The sequence below is a fragment of the Catellatospora sp. TT07R-123 genome (genome assembly GCF_018327705.1).
GTDB lineage: Bacteria > Actinomycetota > Actinomycetes > Mycobacteriales > Micromonosporaceae > Catellatospora.
On record NZ_BNEM01000002.1, the window covers coordinates 1583202 to 1604174 of the forward strand.

A 20973-nucleotide genomic window follows, 5' to 3' on the forward strand; every position below is an offset into this window, starting at 1 on the left:
GGTGGGGCACGGCGGCGCGGGCGGGGTGCGATCGGTCAGGTTCGGAGAAGCGCCCGACCTGGGCGGCTGCCTAGCATGAAGATCAGCCCAGGACGATCGCGAAAAAGGGAGCCGACGATGGCCGTGAAGAAGACCGCCAGGAGCGCCGCCGCCAAGGAGGGCGCGTTCGAGGGGTTCACCGAGGATGAGCGCGCCGCGATGAAGGACCACGCCCAGGAGCTGAAGGCGGCCGCCCGCCGCGGCGGGCGCGGCGCCGAGGCGGCCAGGGAGGCGGACGCGGCCGCGGTGCTCGCGAAGATCGCCGAGATGTCCGAGACCGACCGGGCGCTCGCCGAGCAGGTCCACGCGATCGTCACCGCCAGCGCCCCCGACCTGGCGCCGAAGCTGTGGTACGGCATGCCCGCGTACGCCCGCGACGGCAAGATCGTCTGCCACTTCCAGCCCGCGCAGAAGTTCAAGACGCGGTACGCGACGCTCGGCTTCAGCGACGTGGCGAACCTGGACGACGGCAACATGTGGCCCAACGCGTACGCGATCACGAAGCTGACCGCCGACGACGCGGCCCGCATCGCCGCGCTGGTCGAGCAGGCGGCCGGCTGAGAAGTCAGGCGGTGCGGCGCAGTTCCAGGAAGCGGTAGCCGAGCAGGCCGCGCAGCAGCGCCCACTGCAACGCGTCACCACCGACCAGCGACTGCCAGTACGGCCCGGACGGCCGGAACACCCGGCCCGCGGCCAGCAGCGTGCTGATGAACCGGTCACGCGGGCGCCGCAGCTCCAGGTATGCCGTGAGGTCGACGTCGCGGACCAGGCTCAGCCCGTGCGGGGCCGCCGCCGCGCGGACCTCGTCGACGGTGAGCAGCGAGCCGACGTGCCAGCCGGTGCGGAACTCGGCCATCCGGCGGGCGGTGCGCGGCGAGTCCGGCGGGGCGGCCGAGGTGAGGAAGTCGTCGCAGACGATGAGGCGGCCGCCGGGGCGCAGGCAGCGCGCGGCCTCGCGGAAGTAGCCGTCGGCGTCCGGGCTGTGGATGAACGCCTCGATCGAGAACGCCAGGTCGGCCGAGCCGGCCAGGTCGTCGGGCAGGGCCAGGTAGTCGCCCTGGCGGCAGCGTACCCGCGCGCCCGCGCCGGCCTGCTCGATCAGCTCGGCGGCCCGCCTGGCCTGCGCCGCGCTGATGGTGACGCCCTCGCCGGTCAGCTCGGTGCGGGCGGCCAGGTGGAGCAGGCTCGCGCCGAGGCCGCAGCCGAGGTCCACGACGGACGGCACGGCGACGTCGGGCGGCAGCGCGGCCAGGATCAGCTCGTCGACGTAGTGGAACGCGTCGGCGCGGGTGGTGGCGCCCGGCCCCCAGACCGCGCGGTGGATGGAGGCGCCGCCCTGTCCGAGCCGCTCGAAGGCGGCGGCGTTGCTGTCGTAGTAGCGCCGCACCCGCTCGGCGTCCACCGCCGCGTCGACCGTAGCCACGCGGTGACTCTAGACCGCAAGCCGTCGCGGTGTAAGGGCTCGCGGTGGCGGGTAACGACGGGTCATGAACCGACGTGCCGTCCTGACTGGATCGTTGCTGGTGACGCTGCTCGCGGCGGGGTGCGGCCCGTGGCGCGGCGAACCCGGGCGCGGCGAACCCGGGCGCGACGAACCAGGGCGCGGCCGGGACGGCTTCGGCGCGGCGCACACGGTCTCCGCGGCCCGGGGCGGCCGCGACACCGCCGCCCTGACGGTGGTCAGCGGCGCGACGACGGTCACGGTGCGGGCGGCCGACCTCGGCGACGACCTGTACCGGGTCAGCACGCCGAGCGACTCCGCGCTCTCGCCCGAGGTCGTCGAGTCGGGCGGCCGCCACCAGCTGCACCTGGCCTCGACCGGGGAGCACGGGGCCGCCGCCGTGGAGGTGCTGCTCAACCGCGAGGTGCGCTGGGACCTGCGGTTCTCCGGCGGCGCCGCCGAGACCGTGGTGGACATGGGCGCGGGCCGGCTCGGAACGGTCGACTTCGCGGCCGGGTCGACCCGGATCGAGACCGTGCTGCCGCGGCCGCAGGGGACGCTGACGGTCCGGATGGCGGGCGGCGCGAGCGACTTCCTGGTACGGCTGCCCGACGGCGTCCCGGTCCGCGTCAGCGCCGGTGGCGGCGCGGCGGACGTCACCGTCGACGGCACCCGCCACCTCGGCGTGGCGGGCGGCTCGGTGTTCTCCCCGCCCGGCTGGGCCACCGCCACCGACCGCTACGTCGTCGACGCCGTAGCCGGAGTCTCCAGCCTCACCGTCACCCACACCTGACCCACCCAGCCCGCCCCGCCCCGCCCCGCCCACGAGCCTGTCCATGATCGTGCGAGTTGCCGGGCAATCGGGCGAAAGAGTGCTCTGCATACGCCCGATTGCCCGGCAACTCGCACGATCTTGACTGTCTCGCCCAGGTGGTGGGTCAGCGGCGCCAGGGGAGCCAGGAGCGGCGGGCCGAGTCGGGGCTGGTGAGGCTCGGCAGGGACGCCACCAGGAACACGTGGCCGCCGATCACGTTGCCCGGCTGGGGCAGCTCGGCGTCCGGCAGGTCGGGCAGGCACAGGTCGGTCTCGAAACCGACCGTCCGCACCCGGGCGACCACGAACGACTGGCCGGTGGCGGCGACGGTGCGCCGCTGCGCGTCCAGCACGGTGCCGTGCAGCCGGGCGAGGGCCTGCGCCTGCTCGGCGGGGCCGAACACGCCGTACGAGATGAACGACTCCGGCCCCATCCGGGGCGGCCACGGCAGGCCCTGCTCGGAGTGGTCGGCGGGGGGCTCGGTGCCCGCGTCGTCCGGATCGAGCAGGCTGGCGTCGGAGGCCGCGAACGCGTCCTCATCGGCGTGGACGCTGACGTCCTGCCCGAAGGCGATCACGCTGGCGGGGCCCGACACGGAGCGCCCCGCACCGGTCAGCAGGCGCCGCTGCTCCAGCTCGACGGCGAGCATGGTCATCATCTCGCCGTCGCCGTCGACCACGTTGGCGATGGCGACCTCGTCGTTGGCGGGCCGTACGGCGGACAGGCGGGCGCCCTCGGTGCCCGCGAACGACGGCACGAAGTCGAGGATCTTGCCGTTCTTCAGGGAGAAGACCAGGCGGACGCCGCTGGGGTCCTGCCACACGCACACGTCGATGCCGCCGACGTGGCCGACCGGTTCGGCGCCGGCCAGGGCGCGGCTCACCAGTTCCGCGAGTTCGGCGCGATCGCCCACGGCGAGGCCGACGCATTCGAAGTTCGATGCCACGCGGCGACCTTAGCGACGCGGACTACACATCGCCTCCAGGTTTCGTCCGGCGATCGGGCAGGTGATCACCTTCTGCGGTCAGGACACGACGCTCACGTGCGCTATCGACCGCAGACAGCGATCATCCCCCGCACCGGTCAGCGCGGGCCGAGGGTGGCGGCGTAGGCGTCGCGCAGGGCGGGCCAGCCGTGGTCCATGGCGGACTGGCCGCGGATCGGCTGGACGGGTTCGCCGTCGAGCAGGCGGGCGAGGACGTCGAGGCAGAGGTGCCAGCCTGCGGCGACCTGGGGCAGCCAGTCGCGGTCGGCCGTGGTGTGGCGCAGGGTGAGCCGGGTGCCCGCCGCCGCGGCGGCCAGCTCCCAGCGCAGGCCGTCCTCGCCCCAGGTGTGCGCGAGCAGCACCGGCGGTTCGGCGCGGCGCACCTCGGCGGGCAGGTCATGGCGCTGGTCGCCGTCGACCATGGTCAGCACGGCGCCGCCGGTGGTGCCGAGGTCGCGGTCGGCGTCGTAGGGCGCCCAGCGGTTGATCTGCTCCGGATCGGTGAGGGCGGCCCACACGGTGCGCGGCGGGTGCGGCAGCTCGCGGACGAGCGCGAGGGTCCAGCGCCGCCCGTTCGGTTCGCACTGCGCGTCGAGCAGCGGTGTGGGCGTTTCGTGGTTCATGTCGGCCACCTTCCCTTTTGGTATCGGATCCATGTAACACCGCGGCTCGCCGTGACCAGCGCCACACCCCTTAATGGGAAGGGGTGTTTACAGTTCTCGGTTCATGATCGGTACGAACCTGGGGAGGCGGACGGATGGCCCGGCTGTGGACGCGTGACTTCGTGCTGTACTTCGTGGCGCGCGCGGTGGCGCTGCTCGGCGACGGGATGCTGCCCGTCGCGGTGGCGCTGGCGGTGCGCGGCGCCGGGCACGGCGCGTCCGGGGTGGGCCTGGTGCTGGCCTCGTGGATGGTGCCGTTCGTGGGGCTGATCCTGTTCGGCGGCGTGCTGGCCGACCGGGCCGGGGCGCGGCGGCTGATGGTCGGCGCGGACCTGGTCCGGGTGGCGACGCAGTCGGTGACGGCGGTGGCGCTGTTCACCGGCCACTCCCCGCTGTGGCTGCTGGCGGGCATGTCGGTGCTGGCGGGCTCGGCGGCGGCGATGTTCCAGCCGGGCGTGGCCAGCATGGTGCCGCTGCTGGCGGCGGACGTGCAGCGGGCCAACGGGGTGCTGCGGGTGGCCGACGCGGGTGCGCAACTGCTCGGCCCGGCGCTGTCGGCGGTGCTGGTCGTGGCGACGGGCGCGGGCACGGTGTACGCCCTGAACGCGGCCACGTTCGCGGTCAGCGCGGTCTGCCTGCTCGCGCTGCGCCTGCCCGCCCACCCGCCGGCGGCCGCCGCCACCACCGCCACGCTGCGGCGGGACCTGCGCGAGGGCTGGACCGAGTTCCGGTCGCGCAGCTGGATGTGGAGCGTGATCCTGATCTGGTTCGGGTACGGCGTCGTCCTGTTCGGACCCCTGATCCCGATCGGTTCGGCGCTGATCACCGACCGGCTGGGCGACGCGGCGTACGGGTGGGCGATGTCGGCGATGGGGGCCGGGACGGTGCTCGGCGGGCTGGCCGCGATGCGGCTCAAGCCGGTGCGGCCGCTGGCCGCCGGTGCCGTGGTGCTGGTCGGGTTCGTGCTGGTGCCGCTGACCACCGCGCTGGACACGCCGCTGCCGGTACTGCTGGCCGGGCATGCCGTGGGCGGGCTGTCCTGGGCGTTCTGGTCGGTCATGTGGGCCACCAGCATCCAGACGCACATCCCGCGCGACGTGCTCAACCGGGTGTCGGCGTACGAGGTGGCCGGGTCGGTGCTGGGGGTGCCGGTCGGGCAGGTGCTCGCCGCGCCGCTGGCGGGGCTGCTGGGGCCGGGCCAGCTGCTGCTCACCGGGTGCGCCGTCGGCGTGACCGGCTGCGTGCTGCTGCTGGTCGTCCCGCCGATCCGGCGGCTGCGCCGGGCGGACGCGGCCGTCCCCGCACCCGCCTGACGATCAGGCATTTACATACGTCCATCATTGCCGGTACTGTCTCGCAGGCATGACAGACTTCCTCGTCGTGGGCGGCGGGATCGCCGGAGCGGCGGCGGGCTACTTCCTGTCCCGCCACGGCACGGTCACGCTGGTGGAGATGGAGGCCGCACCCGGCTACCACGCCACCGGCCGCTCGGCGGCACTGTTCTCGGAGTACTACGGCAATCCGCCCGTGCGCGCGCTCACCGCCGCCAGCCGGGCGTTCTTCACCGAGCCGCCGGACGGGTTCACCGAGCACCCGCTGCTGACCCCGCGCGGGGTGGTCGCACTGTGCCCGCCGGGGGCCGAGGAGCTGTTCGAGCAGGCGCTCGCACGGGGTGCCACGGCGCCGGTGCCCGCGTACGAGATCGGGCCGGACGAGGTGGCCCGGCACTGCCCGGTGGTGCGCCGCGACTGGTTCACCCGCGCACTGCTGCGCCCGGCCGCCGCCGACATCGACGTGGACGCGCTGCACCGCGGCTTCCTGCGCGCCGTGACCGCCACCGGCGGGCTGGTGCTGACCCGGGCCCGGGTGCACGAGCTGGCCCGCGACGGCGGCGGCTGGCGGGCGCGCACCAGCGCGGGCGACGTGCGCGCGGCGGTGGTGGTCAACGCGGCCGGGGCCTGGGCCGACGAGGTGGCGGCGCTGGCCGGGGTGCGCCCGGTGGGGCTGGTGCCCCGGCGGCGTACGGCGTTCCTGGTGGACGCGCCCGAGGACGCGGGCGCCTGGCCGATGGTCTGCGACGTGACCGAGACGTTCTACTGCAAACCGGAGTCCGGTGCGCTGCTGGTGTCGCCGGTGGACGCCACACCGGCCGTGCCCGGCGACGCCCGCCCCGACGACCTCGACGTGGCCATCGGGCTGGAGCGGCTGCGGGAGGCCACGACGCTGCCCGCGCGGCGGGTCCGGCACGCCTGGGCGGGCCTGCGCACCAGCACGCCCGACGACGTCCCGGTGGTGGGCCCCGACCCGGCCGCCGACGGGTTCCACTGGCTCGCCGGGCTCGGCGGGTACGGCGTGCAGATCGCCCCGGCGGTGGGACGGGCACTGGCCGAGGCCGTCGCCGGGGAGCGTACCGCGATCACGGGAATGAATGAAATGATGGCGGCCGGGCGACTTCTCTCCTGATGCAGCCGCATGTGAATCTTGCGGACAACTATTTAAAGTCTCGTAAACGATCGCCGGAGATATTCGCAAACTCCGTTGGATGCCTTAGTCTTCCCCTCCATCAGGCATGTGCACGTATGGATGGATGGACCGTGTGCGCCCACCCCGCGCCCGGACGTCCACCGACGATGGAGGACGGATGGGCTCCGGCAGCACCCCGGGAAACGGTCGCTACTCGTGCACCATCCCCGCGTACCCGGAATCGGGCGGCAGCGGTCGGCCCGGTGAGCTCGTCTGCGCCGCGGCCCTGGCCGCCGTCGAGACGGCCACCCGGCTGGCCCGCACGATGCCGGTCCGGGTCCGCGAGGCGGACAGCTGGCACTGCCTGCGGGACTGGCCCGACAGCCTGCGCGAGCACGACGGCGCCGAAGCTCGCGAGCAGGTGCGGGAGCTGCTCGACACCTTCCCCGCCGATCCGGAGCCCGCGCTGGAGGTCCTGCTCGGGCAGGGCACCGGCCGGCCGCAGACCGGCGTGCGGATCAGCCTGCGGATCGTCGAGCACCGGCTGACCGCCGACGTGGCGGTCGCGCCGGGCGACCCGTGGACCGGCGCGGCGCACGCGGTGGCGGAGCTGTTCGCCGAGGTCGTACGCGCGTTGCTGGCCGATCCGGGCCTGTCCCCCGCCGCCGCCGACGGCCTCGGCGCCGCCTCGCGCGACCTGCTGCTGGGGCGGCTGGCCGGGCGCGAGGTCGACCACGGCCCGTTCCGGGCCATCCCGGCGATGATCGAGGACCGGGTCGACGAGCGGCCCGACGCGCCCGCGGTGAGCTACGGCGGGCGCACCCTCACCTACCGCGAGCTCGACGACCACGCCAACGCGCTGGCCGCGGCGCTGCCCGGCCGCGGCGTGGCCCTGGGCACGGCGGTGCCGGTGCTGCTGGGCAACAGCCTGGAGCTGCCGGTGGCGTACCTGGCGCTGATGAAGCTCGGGGCGGCCTTCGTGCCGCTGGACCCGTCCTGGCCCGCCGACCGGCTCGCGGCGACGCTGTCGGTGCTGGCCGCCCCGGTGGTGCTGTGCGCGGACGCGGCCGCGCTGCCGCCCGCCTGGCGCGAGCGGGCGCTGCCGTTCGCCGTCGGCGCCCACGCCGCGCCCGCCCGCAGGCCCGGGGTGGCGCTCGGCCCCGACGACGTCATCTACGGCATCTTCACCTCCGGCACCACCGGCACGCCCAAGTGCGCGATGAACCTGCACGGCGGCCTGACCAACCGGTTCCGGTTCATGACCCGCTACTTCGGCGCGGGCGAGCAGGTGGTGCTCCAGAACAGCCGGCACACGTTCGACTCCTCGGTGTGGCAGCTGTTCTGGCCGCTGACCACCGGCGGGCGCACCGTCGTGCCGGCCCAGGGCGACTTCCTGGACCTGGGCCGCACCGTCGACACCGTCGCCGAGTACGGCGTCACCATGACCGACTTCGTGCCGAGCATCTTCAACGCGCTGGTCACGCTGGTCGACCACGACGAGCGGGCGCTGGCGCGCATCAGCACGCTGCGGCGGCTCATCGTCGGCGGCGAGGAGATGAACCGGCAGCTCGCGCACCGGCTGATGGCGCTGCTGCCCGCGGTGAGCCTCACCAACGGGTACGGCCCGACCGAGGCGTCGATCGGCATGGTCTTCCACCGGGTCAACCCGGAGGAGTCCGGCGCGGTCCCGCTGGGCCGCCCGATCGACAACTGCTACGCGGTGGTCGTCGACGAGGCGCTGCGGCCGCTGCCGCGTGGCGCGGTCGGCGAGATCGCCATCGGCGGCGCCTGCCTGGGCAGCGGCTACCTGGGCGATCCGGAACGGACCGGCCAGGTGTTCGTGCCCAACCCGTTCCCGCAGCTGCCGGGCGAGCGGCTCTACCGCACCGGCGACCTGGGCCGCTACGACGAGCGCGGGCTGCTGCACTTCCACGGGCGGCGCGACTTCCAGGTCAAGATCGGCGGCGTACGCATCGAGCTGGGCGAGATCGAGACGGTGGCCGAGACCTGCCCCGGCGTACGGCAGGCGCGGGTGCTCGTGGCCGAGCACGACGGCGCCAAGTCGCTGGCCCTGTTCGTCGACGGCGTGGTGACCGAGGCCGCCCTGCGCGAGCACCTGCGCGGGGCGCTGCCGCGCAACAGCCTGCCCCGCCACCACTTCGTGCTGGCCGAGCTGCCGCGCAACGCCAACGGCAAGGTCGACCGGGCCGCGCTGCGCCAGCGGCTGGACGCGTGGCTGGCGGGCAACGCCGCCGCCCTCACCGACGACGGCCCGGGTGCCGACGAGCCCACCGCGCGGATGCTGGCCCTGTTCCGGCGTACGCTCGGCCGCCCGGAGCTGCGCGCCGACGAGAGCTTCGTGCGGGCGGGCGGCGACTCGCTCCAGGCGCTGACGCTGACCTCGGTGCTGACCCGCGACTGCGGCGTCAAGGTCGGGGTGCAGGACCTGTTCGCGCACCCGACCGCCGAGCTGCTGTCGGGGCTGGTCGCCAGCCGGGTGGCCGACCCGGCCGAGACCGAGGTGGACGAGTCGGCGCTGATGGACCACGACGCCCGCGCCACGGCCGGGCTGGCCGTCCCGGCCCTGGTCGGCGGCGGCCGCGAGCCGCGCACGGTGCTGGTCACCGGCGCCAGCGGGTTCGTGGGCAGCAGGCTGGTCTACGAGCTGCTGTCGCGCACGTCGATACAGGTGGTGTGCCTGTGCCGGGCCGACGACGACGCCGGGGCCATGTCCCGGGTGGTGGCGACGCTGTCGGAGCAGGGGCTGTGGCAGCCGCGGTTCGGGCAGCGGCTGCGGGCGTACGCGGGCGACCTGGGCCGGCCCCTGCTCGGCCTGGACCCGGCCGCCTGGGAGCACCTGGCCCGCACCGTGGACGCGGTGCTGCACAACGGCGCGCTGGTCAACTTCCTGTTCGACTACCGCGCCCACCGGGCCGCCAACGTGACCGGCACGTACGAGGTGCTGCGCCTGGCCCTGGCGCACCGGACCAAGCAGCTGCACCACGTGTCCACCCTCGGCGTGCTCGACACCGAGGCGGTGCGGCACGGCCGCCCGCTGGGCGAGCGCTTCGACGTGGCCGCCGCGACCACCCCGCACAGCGGCTACGGCCGGTCCAAATGGGTCGCCGAGCGGCTGCTGGCGCAGGCGGCCGCCCAGGGCGCGCCGATCACGGTCTACCGGCTGGGCGAGGTGATGCCCGACGCCGACAACGGCTTCCCGAACCGGCGCGCGCTGACCCACCTGCTGCTGTCGGCCTACCACCGGCTCGGGGTGTGCCCGGGTGCGGCAAGCCGCTCCGACTACACCCCGGTCGGGTACGTGGCCCGCCGCGTCGTGGCCGGGGTGACCGACCCGGCGGCGTGGGGCCGCACGCTGCACGTCTTCCACCCGGAGAGCGTCTGCTTCGGCGATGTGCTGTCGCGGGTCGGCCGCCCGATCGAGCGCATCCCGAACACCGACTTCCTGGCCCGGCTGCGCGAAGCCGCCCTGGACACCGGCGACGCGGAGCTGAACACGCTGCTCACGCTGCTGAAGGTGCCGCCGGGCGCGACCGAGCACGCGGTCGGGCGCCGCTTCGGCGGGCTGCTGACCGACAACCCGCGTCTGTTCGCCAAGGACGAGTGCCGCCACCTGGAGCAGCGCTGGGGCCTGACCGACGAGTGGCTGTACGCCCCGATCGAGGCCTACCGCGAGCACCTGGACCGCCATCTGGCCCCGCTGGGCCGCCTGGACCTGCCGGCGCTCACACCGGCGCACTGAAGCAACAACGAGAGGAAATACATGCAGCACCGCAAGATGGGCCGGCTCGGCTGGGAGGTCAGCGAGGTCGGTTACGGCATGTGGGGCATCGGCGGCGGCCCGGGCGGGTTCACCGGCTGGGACTACGACACCGCGCCCGGCGCCCTGGACGAGGCGGTCGAGCTCGGCTGCAACTTCTTCGACACCGCCTGGGTGTACGGCCGGGGCGTCAGCGAGCAGCTGCTCGGCGCCCTGCTCAAGCGCCACCCCGACCGCCGCCTGTACGTCGCGACGAAGATCCCGCCGAAGAACCGGGAGTGGCCGCCGCGCCCGGCCGACACCCTCGACGACGTCTTCCCGGCCGACCACATCCGCGAGTTCACCGAGCGCAGCCTGGAGAACCTGGGCGTGGACCGCATCGACCTGATGCAGCTGCACGTGTGGGAGGACCGCTGGGCCGACGACGGGCGCTGGCAGGAGGCGCTGAGCGACCTCAAGCGCGAGGGCCTGATCGACGGGATCGGCATCAGCGTCAACCGGTGGGAGCCGGCCAACTGCCTGAAGGCGCTCGACACCGGGCTGATCGACGCGATCCAGGTCATCTACAACATCTTCGACCAGGCGCCCGAGGACGAGCTGTTCGAGCGGGCCCAGCGCGACGACGTCGCGATCATCGCGCGGGTGCCGTTCGACGAGGGGGCCCTGACCGGCACGCTGAACGCCGACACGGTCTTCCCCGAGGGTGACTGGCGGTCCACGTACTTCGGGGAGGAGAACCTGGGGCCGAGCGTGGCGCGGGCCGACCGGCTCAAGGAGATCCTGCCCGACGGCGTGGGCCTGCCGGAGCTGGCACTGCGGTTCATCCTGCACCACCCGGCGGTCAGCACGGTCATCCCGGGCATGCGCCGCAGCGCCCACGTACGCGCCAACCTGGGCGTCAGCGACGGCACGGCACTGAGCCCCGACCTGCTGGCCGAGCTGCGCGAGCACCGCTGGGACCGGTCGCCGACCTGGTGGTCGATGTGACCGTGATCGCCATGTGGGCGCATCCGCGGGCCGCCTCGACGGCGTTCCTGCGCATGATGATCGCCCGCGGGGACGTCACGGTCGTACACGAACCGCTGGTCACGCTCACCGACTGGCAGGAGACCGCGCTGCCGGACCGCGACGGCGGCACGGCGGTCTGCCGCACCCCCGGGCAGATCATGGCGCACCTGGTCGACCTGGGCCGGGACCGGACCGTGTTCTTCAAGGACACGATGGAGTACCGCTACCAGTACCTGCACGACCACCCGGACGAGATCGCGGGCATCGAGCACACGTTCATCGTGCGCGACCCGGCCAAGGCGATCAGCTCGCACTTCGCGATGAAGCCGACCATGTCGTGCTCGGACGTCGGCTACGAGCACCAGTGGCACCTGTTCGAGCTGGCCCGCACCGTGATGGGCCGCGAGCCGGTGGTGGTCGACGCCGACCGGCTGCTGCAAGAGCCCGCCGCGGTGGTGGCGGCGTACTGCGCGGCGGTCGGGCTGCCGTTCCGGCCCGAGGCGCTGACCTGGGAGCCGCAGGACCGGGCCGAGTGGCAGCGCACCAGGCAGTGGCACGTCGACGCCAGCAACAGCAGCGGGTTCACCGTCCCGGCCAAGCAGTACCGGGCCACGGTCGCCAACCACGACCTGCTCCGGTCGTACTACGACCACCACCTTCCCTTCTACGAACGCCTTGTTGAGCACGCGCTATGACAGGAGAACCGTTGTGAGCACCGCCGTTGTGACGCCCGTGGACCGCAGCCTGTCCCCCGGGGAGGCGTTCGCCCGCGCGTACGCCGCCGACCGGGAGAAGGCCGAGGTCGTCTTCGACTTCACCATCACCGACGCGTTCCAGCCGACCAAGGACCGGCCCCGGGTGACCGTCCGCAACCTGTTCAAGAAGCGGCCGGTGGACGGGGAGGAGACCCGGTTCTGGAGTGAGAGCCGCCCCACCGTCGACGAGGCGGCCACGGTGCACGAGTCGGGGCTGCGCCGCGAGGCGGCGTTCAAGTTCGGCATGTCCAGCGCGAAGACGGCGCCGGTGCGGGCGTGGGTGCAGATCCCGCCGGAGCTGGTCGACGATCAGGAGGCGCTGGCCGTGTTCGTGGACTTCCGGCTGCTGGTGCGGCTGGCCACGGCGGAGAACCAGGCGCTGACCATCGGCGAGCAGGGGCTGCTGAGCCACCCGGGCATCGCCGAGCTGCCGTACCACGGCGACTACGTGGCCGGGCTGATGGCGGCCTGCAACGAGATCGAGCAGACCGGCGCCACCGCCCACGCGATGATCATCAACCCGCACGACTACTACTTCAACCTGGTCGGCAAGGGCACCCTGCTGGATGACCTGGCCCGCAACGGCACGATCATCAGCCGCACCCGGATGGTCGACCCCGGCTGCGCGCTGGTCGGCGACTTCGCGATGGCGGCCCGGCTGCTCGACGGCGGCCGGTCCAGCATCCGCATCGCCGAGCCGCCGCCGGGCACGTTCGCCCAGCCCGGCCTGGCGGTGTGCGCCGAGATCTGGGCGGGCGTGGCCGTGCACCTGCCCACGCACTTCTTCCACGTACGCCCGGCGGGCATCCCGCACCAGCGGAGCGGTCGATGACGGGACGGTTCGAGGCACTGCGCTTCTACGCGCCGTTCCAGCCCCTGTTCGGAGCCATCTTCTGCTGCCTGCTCAGCGTCGGGGCATCGCTGGCGGTGCTGCCGCTGTACGTGAAGGGCGAACTGCACGGCGGCGACGTGATGGTCGGCGTGGTCATCGCCGCCATCGCGGTGTCGGCCGTGGTGACCCGCCCGATCGCGGGCCGGTACGCCGACCGGCGCGGCTACAAGGGCGTCATGCTCGCCGGAGCGGCCGTCTGCGCGGCGGCGAGCCTGGCCTACCTGCTCGCCGCGAACGAGGTCGTGCTGGTGGCGGTGCGGATCCTGCACGGCGCCGGCGAGGGCATGATCTACACGGCGGGAGCAGCGTGGCTGGTGCTGCTGTCGCCCACCGCGCGGCGCGGGCGGGTCGTCGGCCTGTACGGCATCTGCATGTGGACCGGCATCACGCTCGGCGCCCTGATCGGCACGCTGATCCTCAAGTGGACCGGCGGCTACACCGCAGTATGGCTGTTCTGCGTCGCGGCGGCGGCGGTCGGCGCGCTGCTGATCACGCTCAAGCCCCGACCCGAGCAGGCCGCGCCGACGGCCCGGCCGCCGCTGGTGGCTCCGTCGGCGGTGCTGCCCGGCATCGCCCTGTCCCTGGCCGCGTTCGGCTACGCGGCGCTGGCCGCGTTCGTGGTGCTGCACCTGGAGGCACGCGGCATCGGCGGCGGCATCGCCGCGTTCAACGCGTACGGCTTCACCTACGTCGGGGTGCGGCTGTTCCTCGGCGCGCTGCCCGACAAGCTCGGCCCCAGCCGGGTCGCGCTGTGGTCGGCGCTGGTCGAGGCCGTGGGCCTGCTCACGATCGCGGTCGCGCCCAACCTGATCGTGGCGGTCGCGGGCGGCCTGATCGTCGGGGCCGGGCTGTCGCTGCTGTTCCCGGCGCTGGCCCTGGTCGTCATCAACCGGACCGAGCAGTCGCAGCAGGGTGCGGCCCTGGGCGCGTTCACCTCTTTCTGGGACATCGGCCTGGCCGCGGGCGGTCCGCTGGCCGGGCTGATCGCGACGGGGTGGAACTATCCGGGGATCTACTACACCATGACCGCATGCGCGGTCGCCTCCGCTGCTCTGGCACTGGTGGAGGCGACCAGCCGGGCTCGGGTACCGGTCCCGTCCTGAGCCCTACCGCCGCGCCCGGCCCGGACCTGACGCATCCAGGCCGGGCGCGGCACCCCCGCCAAGCAGACCCCCGCCGAGCGCCCCGCTGAGCGCCCCGCCGAGCGCCCCGCTGAGCGCCCCGCCGAGCGCCCCGCCGAGCGCCCCGTTTTCCATAGACGTTGGCCTATGACATCGAATTCGATCGACGTACAGTCGACGTGATAGGCCAACGTCTATGACGAAGCGGAGTGGTCGGTGGCGGGGGCCATGGCGGTGGCGACGGTCGACCACGGTTCCTGGCGCGATGGGATGTGGCACATGGCCTACGACGAGGCGTGGCGCGCCGAGTCCGACGACCAGTGGCTCGCCGAGCACAGCTCGACGATGTTCGCGCGGCTGCGGCAGCGGTTCAAGACGCTCGGCGCCATCGGCGGGGCGGTGTCCGAAGCCGAGACCGGGCCGTTCGCCGGGGCGCCGCGCAACCCGCGGCTGCGGGTCGGCGACGACAAGGCATACTCCACCATCCGGGAAGCCGAGCACAGCGTCGCGTACATCGCGACCAGCACGTCCCTGGAGGAGTGTCCGAACTGCGGGCAGCAACTGCGTCAGGACGGGTTCGAGTACGTCGGCGAGGACGGCGACCGGATCGCGGTCGGCGGCGTACGCAGCTGCGTACGCTGCGAGGCCGAATCGTGGACGTCGCGCTCCCGGATGCCGCGTACGCAGCGCTCCCGCGACCGCGCCCGCAAACACGTCCTCTGACCGCCCTCCCGCCCGTCCCTCCCCCTCCCCGCGCCCGTCCCCCGGTCGGCGTGCAGTTTCGGGGAAAGTGCGGGAATCATGGGCCGGATTCGTGCAGTTTCCCCGAAACTGCACGCACCCCTGCCCCACTCAGCGCACGCGGCGGGCGGCGGGCGGCGATGATCGCTGCCACCGCGGCCAGGGCGCTCGCCCAGGTCAGCGGCCGAGCGCAGCCGCGCCGCCCACTACCCCAGGCGGATCAGGCCCGCCGGGGTGGGGGTGAAGCCGCACGCCTCGAAATAGAAGTCGCGCAGGCGGTCCTCGAAGTCGACGTGCAGCCACTCGCATCCGGCGGCGCGGGCGTGCTCGGCCGCGACCGCGACCAGCCGGGCGCCGGCACCGTGGCGGCGCAGGTCGGCGGCGACCACGGTGTCGAGCAGGAACGCGTGCGCGGAGCCGTCCCAGGCCACGTTGACGAAGCCGACCAGGCGGCCGTCCGCACGGGCGCACACCCAGCCCAGGCTGTGCCGTTCCACCTGGGCGAGCCAGTCGTGGCCGGTCGGCTCATAGCCGAAGCCCTCGGCGTGCAGCCGCTCCACCTCACCGTTGTCGAACCCGTCGCGCCACTGATAGTCCACATGCATCCGGCGAGTATCGCGCATCCATAAGGCTTCCCGACATGCCGTTTCACGACGCGTGTTCATATCATGGGAAAATTGTCTCGGAATACAGGACGCAGACTAGCGTGGGCGGTATGCCGAAACAGGTCTACACCCATGGCCACCACGAAAGCGTGCTGCGCTCGCACCGCTGGCGCACCGCCGAGAACTCCGCCGCCTACCTGCTGCCCCACCTGGCCCCAGGCATGTCGCTGCTCGACGTCGGCTGCGGCCCCGGCACCATCACCTGCGACCTGGCGGAGATCGTCGCCCCGGGCCGGGTCACCGCCGTAGAGGTCTCCGCCGAGGCGCTGGAACTGGCCCGCGCCGAGGCCGCCGCGCGCGGCGTCGACAACATCGACTTCGTCGTGGCCGACGTGCACGGGTTGCAGTTCGCGGAAGCGAGCTTCGACGTCGTACATGCGCACCAGGTGCTCCAGCACGTCGCCGACCCGGTCGGGGCGCTGCGCGAGATGCGCCGGGTGTGCCGGCCCGGCGGGATCGTGGCCGCCCGGGACAGCGACTACGCCGGGTTCACCTGGTATCCGCAGTCGCCCGCCCTGGACCGCTGGCTGGACCTGTACTTCCAGGCATGCCACCACAACCAGGGGGAGCCCAACGCCGGGCGGCGCCTGCTGTCCTGGGCGCGGGCGGCCGGGTTCGGCGAGGTCACCGCGTCGGCCAGCCTGTGGTGCTTCGCCGACGAGACCGACCGGCAGTGGTGGGGCGGGATGTGGGCCGACCGCATCCTGAAGTCGGCCCTGGCCGACCAGCTGCTGCGCGAGGGCCTGTCCACCGAGGACGAGCTGGGGAAGATCTCCGCCGGGTGGCAGAAGTGGGCCGCCGATCCCGACGGCTGGTTCACCGTCCTGCACGGCGAGATCATCGGGCGGGTGTGAGGACCGCACCTCGCCTGTGCCGCGGCCCCGCGGCGACCGCTGTCGGGCGGTCGTCGCGGGGCCGTGGCACGGTGGCGCCTACGGGCCGAGGGTCAGCGTCCAGGTGTCGATCCGGCCGACGTCCGCAGCCGCCGCGTCCTGTACGCGCAGCCGCCACGTGCCGTTGGCGGTCTCACCGGACAGGTTCACCGTGAAGGTCTGGTGGATGTCGTCGGCGCTGCCGCCGGAGCGGTTGCTCAGCGAGTAGCTCGACCCGTCCGGCGCGACCAGGCTGACCACGAGATCGCCGCGGTACGGGTGGACGATGTGGACCTCCGCCGTCGACGACGCCGAGGCCGCCCCCGGGCAGCCGCTGATCGTGACCGTGCTCTCCACCGCAGCCCCCGCGTCCGGGATCCCCACATCGGCCGGGTTGGTGCCGTTGCAGCCGCCGGGCCCGTTGACGGTGAGCGCATAGCTCGCGGTACGCGTGGCGCCGGTGCCCGTACCGGTGACGGTGACCTGATATGTCCCCGGCGCGACCGACGCCGTGGTGCTGAGCGTCAGCGTGGCGCTGCCGCCCGCCACCACGGTCGACGGGCTGAAGGAGGCGGTCACCCCCGTCGGCAGCCCGGCCGCCGACAGCGCCACGTTCTGGCTGGACCCGCTGGTCACCGCCGTGGCGACCGTCGCGCTCAGCGTGCCGCCGGGATTGGTCGCGCCACCGGACGGGGACACCGAGATCGAGTAGTCGTCGCCGGTGGCCAGACCCGTCTGCGCGATCGTCAGGGTGCTGCCGACGGGGTTGAGCCGCAGCGCGGCCCCGGCCGGCGGCCGCAGCGTGTAGTCGTAGTCGGTGGAGATCACCACGAGGCCGATCCGGTGACCGGCCGCGAACACATAGTCCTTGGGCTGCATGCTGAAGTTCAGCGCGTACTCCGTGCCCTGCACGACCTTCTCGCTGGTGGCGCGGCTGTTACGGTTCTGCGGGTCGATCCAGCCGCGGGTCACGATCACGGGGGTGGTGCTGGTCCCGGTGCCGCCGTAGTCGACCAGCAGCGCGGTCACGTTGGCGTCGTTGCGGTTGGTCACGGCCAGGCGCAGCGAGACCTTGGGCGAGCCGGTCAGCGTCACCGCGCTCGCCAGGTTGCCGGTCCGGTAGACGAGCCGGTTGCCGTTGGCGCTGTCCGGGCTGGCGACCAGTGTCGTCGCCGTACTGGTGCGGCCGTTGTCGGTGAACGACTGCGCCGTGGTGCCCGTCGGCGTGCCGAGGGTCAGCCCGCCGGGTGCGGTGGCCGACGCCGCGTCGAGTTTGAACACGGCCTGGGCGGCGCCGGGGTTGGGCCAGTCGGCGTACTGGCGCCAGGTGCCGTCCTTGAACTGCACCTCGGCCCGGGGCTCGGTGAGGATGCCGTTGTCGATGCCCTTGAGGAAGTACTCGAACCAGCGCTCGACCGTCGCCTTGTAGTCCGCGCGCGAGGTCGTGCCGTGGCCGCCGTTGTGCAGCCAGATCTTGCGCGGCACGTTGTTCGCCCGCAGCGCGTCCCACCACTGCGCGTACTGCTGGCCCTTGACGTTCCAGTCGGCCTGGCCGTGGATGACGAACACGCCCGCCGCGACCTTGTTCGCCTTGCCGACGTAGTCCCGGTCGGCCCAGAACTGCTTCCAGTCGCCGGTGACCCGGTCCTGGTCGGTCTCGATCTGGTTGATCCGGCTCGTGCAGTCGGTCCGGTCGAGCACGGCCCTGGCCAGCACGTCGGTGTCCTCGCCCTGGTATCCGCCCGGGGCGACGACGAGCCCGTTGGCCCGGTAGTAGTCGTACCAGCTGGAGATCGCCGAGATCGGCACGATCGCCTTGAGCCCGGCGACGCCCGTGGCGGCCGCCATGTTCGGCAGCGTGCCGTTGTACGACACACCGATCATGCCCACGTTGCCGGTGCTCCAGGACGCCGTCACCTGCGCACCCGACGCGCTGAACCCGCGGGCCCGGCCGTTGAGCCAGTCGATCACCGCGGTCGTGGCCAGCGTCTCCTGCATGTCCCCGCTGGTCGGGCAGCCGTCCGAGTCGCCGGTGCCGATACTGTGGCCGAGCACGACCGCGTACCCCTTGGGTACGAAGTAGTCGTCGTACCAGTCGGGCAGGTCCGGCACCGGCCTGGCCACGCTGACGCCGGGCCCGGCCGTCGGCGGGGCGCCCGGGGCGAGCGGGAACAGGCCCTCCTGCGGCAGGGCGCTGACGTTCACGCCGTGGTTCGCGGCACTGGCCAGCCCGTTGCGGTACGGGCTCTGCTCGAACACGACCGGGTACGGCCCGCCCGTCGACGGCCGGGCGATGTCGATGGCGATCCGGTCGAGCCGCCCGTCGCCGTTGGAGTCCACGGTCGACTCGACGTAGACCCGCTCCTCGATCTGGGCGAGCGCCGCCCGGGGTGACGCCGCCTGGGGTGGCGCCGCCGCGCCCGCGGCGGTGGCCGGGATCGGGAGGGCGGCTGCGAGCAGCGTGAATGCGATCGCTACGCGGTGGGTGAACCGCATGTGGCTTCCTTCCAGGGGGTGTGGATAGTCGCCGAATGCCGGAATAGCACGATGGTTGTCGATATTGTCAGATCGACGAGAGTGATTCAATCCTTCGGACGGCCAGCGGTCGCCCCCCAACCCCTTGGCACACCCCTAGCTCGCCGCCCCCCCCCCACTCCCCAGCCGCCCCCAACCGGGCCAAGGTGACCGCAGACCGCGATCAAGCCGATCCGGAGCCCGGTGATCGGCATTCGCGGTCAATTTCTGCGGCAGGACGCGATGTTTCGACCGCAGACAGCGATCACCCGAGCAGCCCAACCGTGATGCGCCCGAGGGTGCCGAGCAAGCGCGTAGGTGCAGAGCAAGCGCAGGGTGCAGCGCAAGCCGGTGGGGCGGCGCAAGCCGGTGGGAGCGGCGCAAGCCGGTGGGAGCGGCGCAAGCCGGTGGGAGCGGCGCAAGCCGGTGGGAGCGGCGCAAGCCGGTGGGAGCGGCGCAAGCCGGTGGGAGCGGCGCGAAGTCGCCCGCTGGGGCTGGTGGAGGGGGCGCCGGACGCGGTGTGGGACGGGGGTGTGCTCGGCCGCACGTGCAGAGGCGGAGGCGGCGGCTACAGGCGGTCGAGCACCGAGCGCATGGTGGCGATCTCGGTGGACTGGCTGTTGACGACCTGCTGGGCCAGCTGCCGGGCCAGCGGGTTGGTGCCGTCGACCAGCTCCTGGTCGGCCATGGTCAGCGCGCCCTGGTGGTGGGCGATCATCAGGGTCAGGAACATCTTGTCGAACGGGGTGCCGGACGCCTGCGACAGCGCCTTGAGCTGCGCTTCGGTCGCCATGCCGGCCATGGCGCCGTGGTCGGGGCCGTGGCCCATGTCCATGCCCGTGGGCGCGAGCGTCGGCTGCTTGAACGCGTCCAGCCAGTCCAGCATGGTGGCGATCTCCGGCCGCTGCTCCGCCTTGATCTGCGCGGCGAGCTCCTTGACCCGGGCGTCGCCGGCCCTGGTCACGGCCAGGTCGGACATCCGGACCGCCTGCTGGTGGTGCGGGATCATCATCTGGATGAACATGACGTCGGTGTCGTTGAACGAGGTCACCGACGACGATCCGGCGGCGGGGGCCGACATCCCGTGGCCCATGCCGGCGTGGTCGGCACCGCAGCCGCCGAGCAGCGCGGCGGCCAGCGTCCCGGCGGCGAGCACGGTGCGGCGCACGGCGGGACGGGGCGCGTGGATGCCGGGCATGAGCAGGAGCCTTCCGGTGCCGTTCACCGGCGGTTCCGGCGTACCCGGACCACGCTAGTCCATCGCGGGGCGGTGGCCGGTGAAGAACTCGCGGGGCGGCCGGTCCTCGCTGGTCTCCTCCTCGACGACGCGGACGTCGAACCCGGCCTCGGCGAGCAGGCGCAGCCAGACCCCGCGTCCGAACAGGCCGGTGCGGTGGGTCTCGTGGACGCTGTGCACGGTGCCGTCGGCCTCCCGCAGCAGGAACGCGTACTCGGTGGCGGTCCAGGTGTCGGTGGGGTCGGGGTCCCAGGACCAGGACAGGTAGCGGGCGGCGCGGCCGTCGGGGGCGTCGGCGCCGCCGTGGTCGCTGCCGGGCTGCCAGCTCTCGGCGGTCTCGTCGGGCACGAACACGGCGAGGCCGCCGGGTCGCGTGTGGGCGTACGCGGTCGCGACGGCGGCGCGCAGGTCGTCCTCGGTGAGCATGTAGTCGACGGCGTCGTGGACGTAGACGGCGTCGAAGGTGCGGTCGAGGCGAACGGTGCGCATGTCGCCGGCGTGGTGCGGGCTGTCGGGGTTGAGCAGCCGCGACATCGCCAGCATCGGCTCGGACAGGTCGACCAGCGTCATCGCGTACCGCTCGCGCAGGTGGACGGCGTTGTGGCCGCCGCCGCTGCCGAGTTCCAGCACCTCGCGGACTCCGATCGTGGCGGTGTCCAGCACGCGGGCGCCGAACGCGGCCTCCTCGGCGTACTCCTCGGGTGGGGAGATCAGCGGCCACCAGGGGGCGAGATCGCCGTAGAAGCGGTAGTCGGGTGCCTGGGTCATGGGTCCATCCTGGCGCCGTCGCGCGGATCACACGACCCGGTTTCGCACCCGATCGGGTATGGTCTGGCGCATGACCCCGCAGTGGCTCCGCGACCGCCGTCCTGGCCGGTCCCTGCCCGCGTTCGGGTCCCGCGTCGCGCGACGACGCGTTCCGGCAGCCCGCTGAGCGCTTTCCGCGCCCGCCAGCGTCGCTGCCGCCATACCCCCGGCTGATCTGC

At 73.2% G+C, this 20973-nt stretch carries 18 protein-coding genes; 11 read left to right on the forward strand and 7 right to left on the reverse strand.

The annotated features are described in order from the left end of the window. Positions 1 to 117: 117 nt before the first annotated feature. Positions 118 to 600 (forward strand): iron chaperone, encoded by a 483-nt coding sequence (locus tag Cs7R123_RS27070; protein WP_212830521.1) that lies wholly within the window; start codon positions 118 to 120, stop codon positions 598 to 600. A 4-nt stretch (positions 601 to 604) separates the two neighbouring features. Here the strand turns inward: Cs7R123_RS27070 and Cs7R123_RS27075 are convergent, their stop codons facing one another. Next, the gene (locus Cs7R123_RS27075) at positions 605 to 1462 is read right to left on the reverse strand and encodes a cyclopropane-fatty-acyl-phospholipid synthase family protein (RefSeq protein ID WP_212830522.1); all 858 of its coding nucleotides are present in this window, start codon (positions 1460 to 1462) and stop codon (positions 605 to 607) included. A 64-nt stretch (positions 1463 to 1526) separates the two neighbouring features. On the opposite strand from Cs7R123_RS27075, the gene Cs7R123_RS27080 reads away from it, so the two are divergent. Continuing rightward, a complete protein-coding gene (locus Cs7R123_RS27080; protein WP_212830523.1) occupies positions 1527 to 2273 on the forward strand; it encodes a hypothetical protein in 747 nt (248 codons plus the stop codon). Positions 2274 to 2418: 145 nt separating this feature from the next. Here the strand turns inward: Cs7R123_RS27080 and Cs7R123_RS27085 are convergent, their stop codons facing one another. Further along, on the reverse strand, positions 2419 to 3240 hold the full coding sequence (locus Cs7R123_RS27085; RefSeq protein WP_212830524.1) for a hypothetical protein: 822 nt from the start codon (positions 3238 to 3240) through the stop codon (positions 2419 to 2421). A gap of 137 nt (positions 3241 to 3377) precedes the next feature. Further along, on the reverse strand, positions 3378 to 3902 hold the full coding sequence (locus tag Cs7R123_RS27090) for an SRPBCC family protein (protein ID WP_212830525.1): 525 nt from the start codon (positions 3900 to 3902) through the stop codon (positions 3378 to 3380). Between the two features lie 134 nt (positions 3903 to 4036). Between Cs7R123_RS27090 and Cs7R123_RS27095 the strand changes: the two genes are divergently transcribed. The 8 genes from Cs7R123_RS27095 (at position 4037) to Cs7R123_RS27130 (ending at position 14681) form a co-directional block, all read left to right on the forward strand. Then, a complete protein-coding gene (locus Cs7R123_RS27095) occupies positions 4037 to 5254 on the forward strand; it encodes an MFS transporter (RefSeq protein ID WP_212830526.1) in 1218 nt (405 codons plus the stop codon). Between the two features lie 49 nt (positions 5255 to 5303). After that, positions 5304 to 6404, forward strand: coding sequence for an FAD-binding oxidoreductase (locus Cs7R123_RS27100; protein ID WP_212830527.1), 1101 nt, complete (start codon positions 5304 to 5306; stop codon positions 6402 to 6404). Between the two features lie 178 nt (positions 6405 to 6582). After that, positions 6583 to 10164, forward strand: a complete 3582-nt coding sequence (locus tag Cs7R123_RS27105) for a non-ribosomal peptide synthetase (RefSeq protein ID WP_212830528.1) — start codon at positions 6583 to 6585, stop codon at positions 10162 to 10164. A gap of 21 nt (positions 10165 to 10185) precedes the next feature. Further along, the gene (locus Cs7R123_RS27110; protein ID WP_212830529.1) at positions 10186 to 11169 is read left to right on the forward strand and encodes an aldo/keto reductase; all 984 of its coding nucleotides are present in this window, start codon (positions 10186 to 10188) and stop codon (positions 11167 to 11169) included. Next, positions 11166 to 11885 carry a hypothetical protein gene (locus Cs7R123_RS27115; protein ID WP_212830530.1) on the forward strand — a complete coding sequence of 240 codons (720 nt, stop codon included), beginning with the start codon at positions 11166 to 11168 and terminating at the stop codon, positions 11883 to 11885. The genes Cs7R123_RS27110 and Cs7R123_RS27115 overlap by 4 nt, the downstream gene beginning before the upstream one ends. Positions 11886 to 11898: 13 nt before the next feature. Then, the gene (locus Cs7R123_RS27120; protein ID WP_212830531.1) at positions 11899 to 12777 is read left to right on the forward strand and encodes a family 3 encapsulin nanocompartment shell protein; all 879 of its coding nucleotides are present in this window, start codon (positions 11899 to 11901) and stop codon (positions 12775 to 12777) included. Continuing rightward, entirely contained in the window at positions 12774 to 13940 is a 1167-nt protein-coding gene (locus tag Cs7R123_RS27125) for an MFS transporter (RefSeq protein WP_212830532.1), read from the forward strand. The genes Cs7R123_RS27120 and Cs7R123_RS27125 overlap by 4 nt, the downstream gene beginning before the upstream one ends. Before the next feature lie 234 nt (positions 13941 to 14174). Further along, a complete protein-coding gene (locus tag Cs7R123_RS27130; protein ID WP_212830533.1) occupies positions 14175 to 14681 on the forward strand; it encodes a hypothetical protein in 507 nt (168 codons plus the stop codon). A 224-nt stretch (positions 14682 to 14905) separates the two neighbouring features. On the opposite strand, the gene Cs7R123_RS27135 is transcribed toward Cs7R123_RS27130, so the two are convergent. After that, positions 14906 to 15304 carry a GNAT family N-acetyltransferase gene (locus Cs7R123_RS27135; protein WP_212830534.1) on the reverse strand — a complete coding sequence of 133 codons (399 nt, stop codon included), beginning with the start codon at positions 15302 to 15304 and terminating at the stop codon, positions 14906 to 14908. A 110-nt stretch (positions 15305 to 15414) separates the two neighbouring features. Here Cs7R123_RS27135 and Cs7R123_RS27140 point away from each other — a divergent pair, with 110 nt between their 5' ends. Next, positions 15415 to 16218: a class I SAM-dependent methyltransferase gene (locus tag Cs7R123_RS27140; RefSeq protein ID WP_212830535.1), complete on the forward strand. Its 804-nt coding sequence runs from the start codon at positions 15415 to 15417 to the stop codon at positions 16216 to 16218. Between the two features lie 78 nt (positions 16219 to 16296). On the opposite strand, the gene Cs7R123_RS27145 is transcribed toward Cs7R123_RS27140, so the two are convergent. The 3 genes from Cs7R123_RS27145 to Cs7R123_RS27155 all read right to left on the reverse strand — a co-directional run bounded on the left by Cs7R123_RS27145 (position 16297) and on the right by Cs7R123_RS27155 (position 20755). Beyond that, positions 16297 to 18732 (reverse strand): Xaa-Pro dipeptidyl-peptidase, encoded by a 2436-nt coding sequence (locus tag Cs7R123_RS27145; protein ID WP_244872172.1) that lies wholly within the window; start codon positions 18730 to 18732, stop codon positions 16297 to 16299. A 586-nt stretch (positions 18733 to 19318) separates the two neighbouring features. Beyond that, positions 19319 to 19948, reverse strand: a complete 630-nt coding sequence (locus tag Cs7R123_RS27150; RefSeq protein ID WP_212830536.1) for a DUF305 domain-containing protein — start codon at positions 19946 to 19948, stop codon at positions 19319 to 19321. 54 nt (positions 19949 to 20002) lie between these two features. Next, entirely contained in the window at positions 20003 to 20755 is a 753-nt protein-coding gene (locus Cs7R123_RS27155; RefSeq protein WP_212830537.1) for a trans-aconitate 2-methyltransferase, read from the reverse strand. Positions 20756 to 20973: the final 218 nt, after the last annotated feature.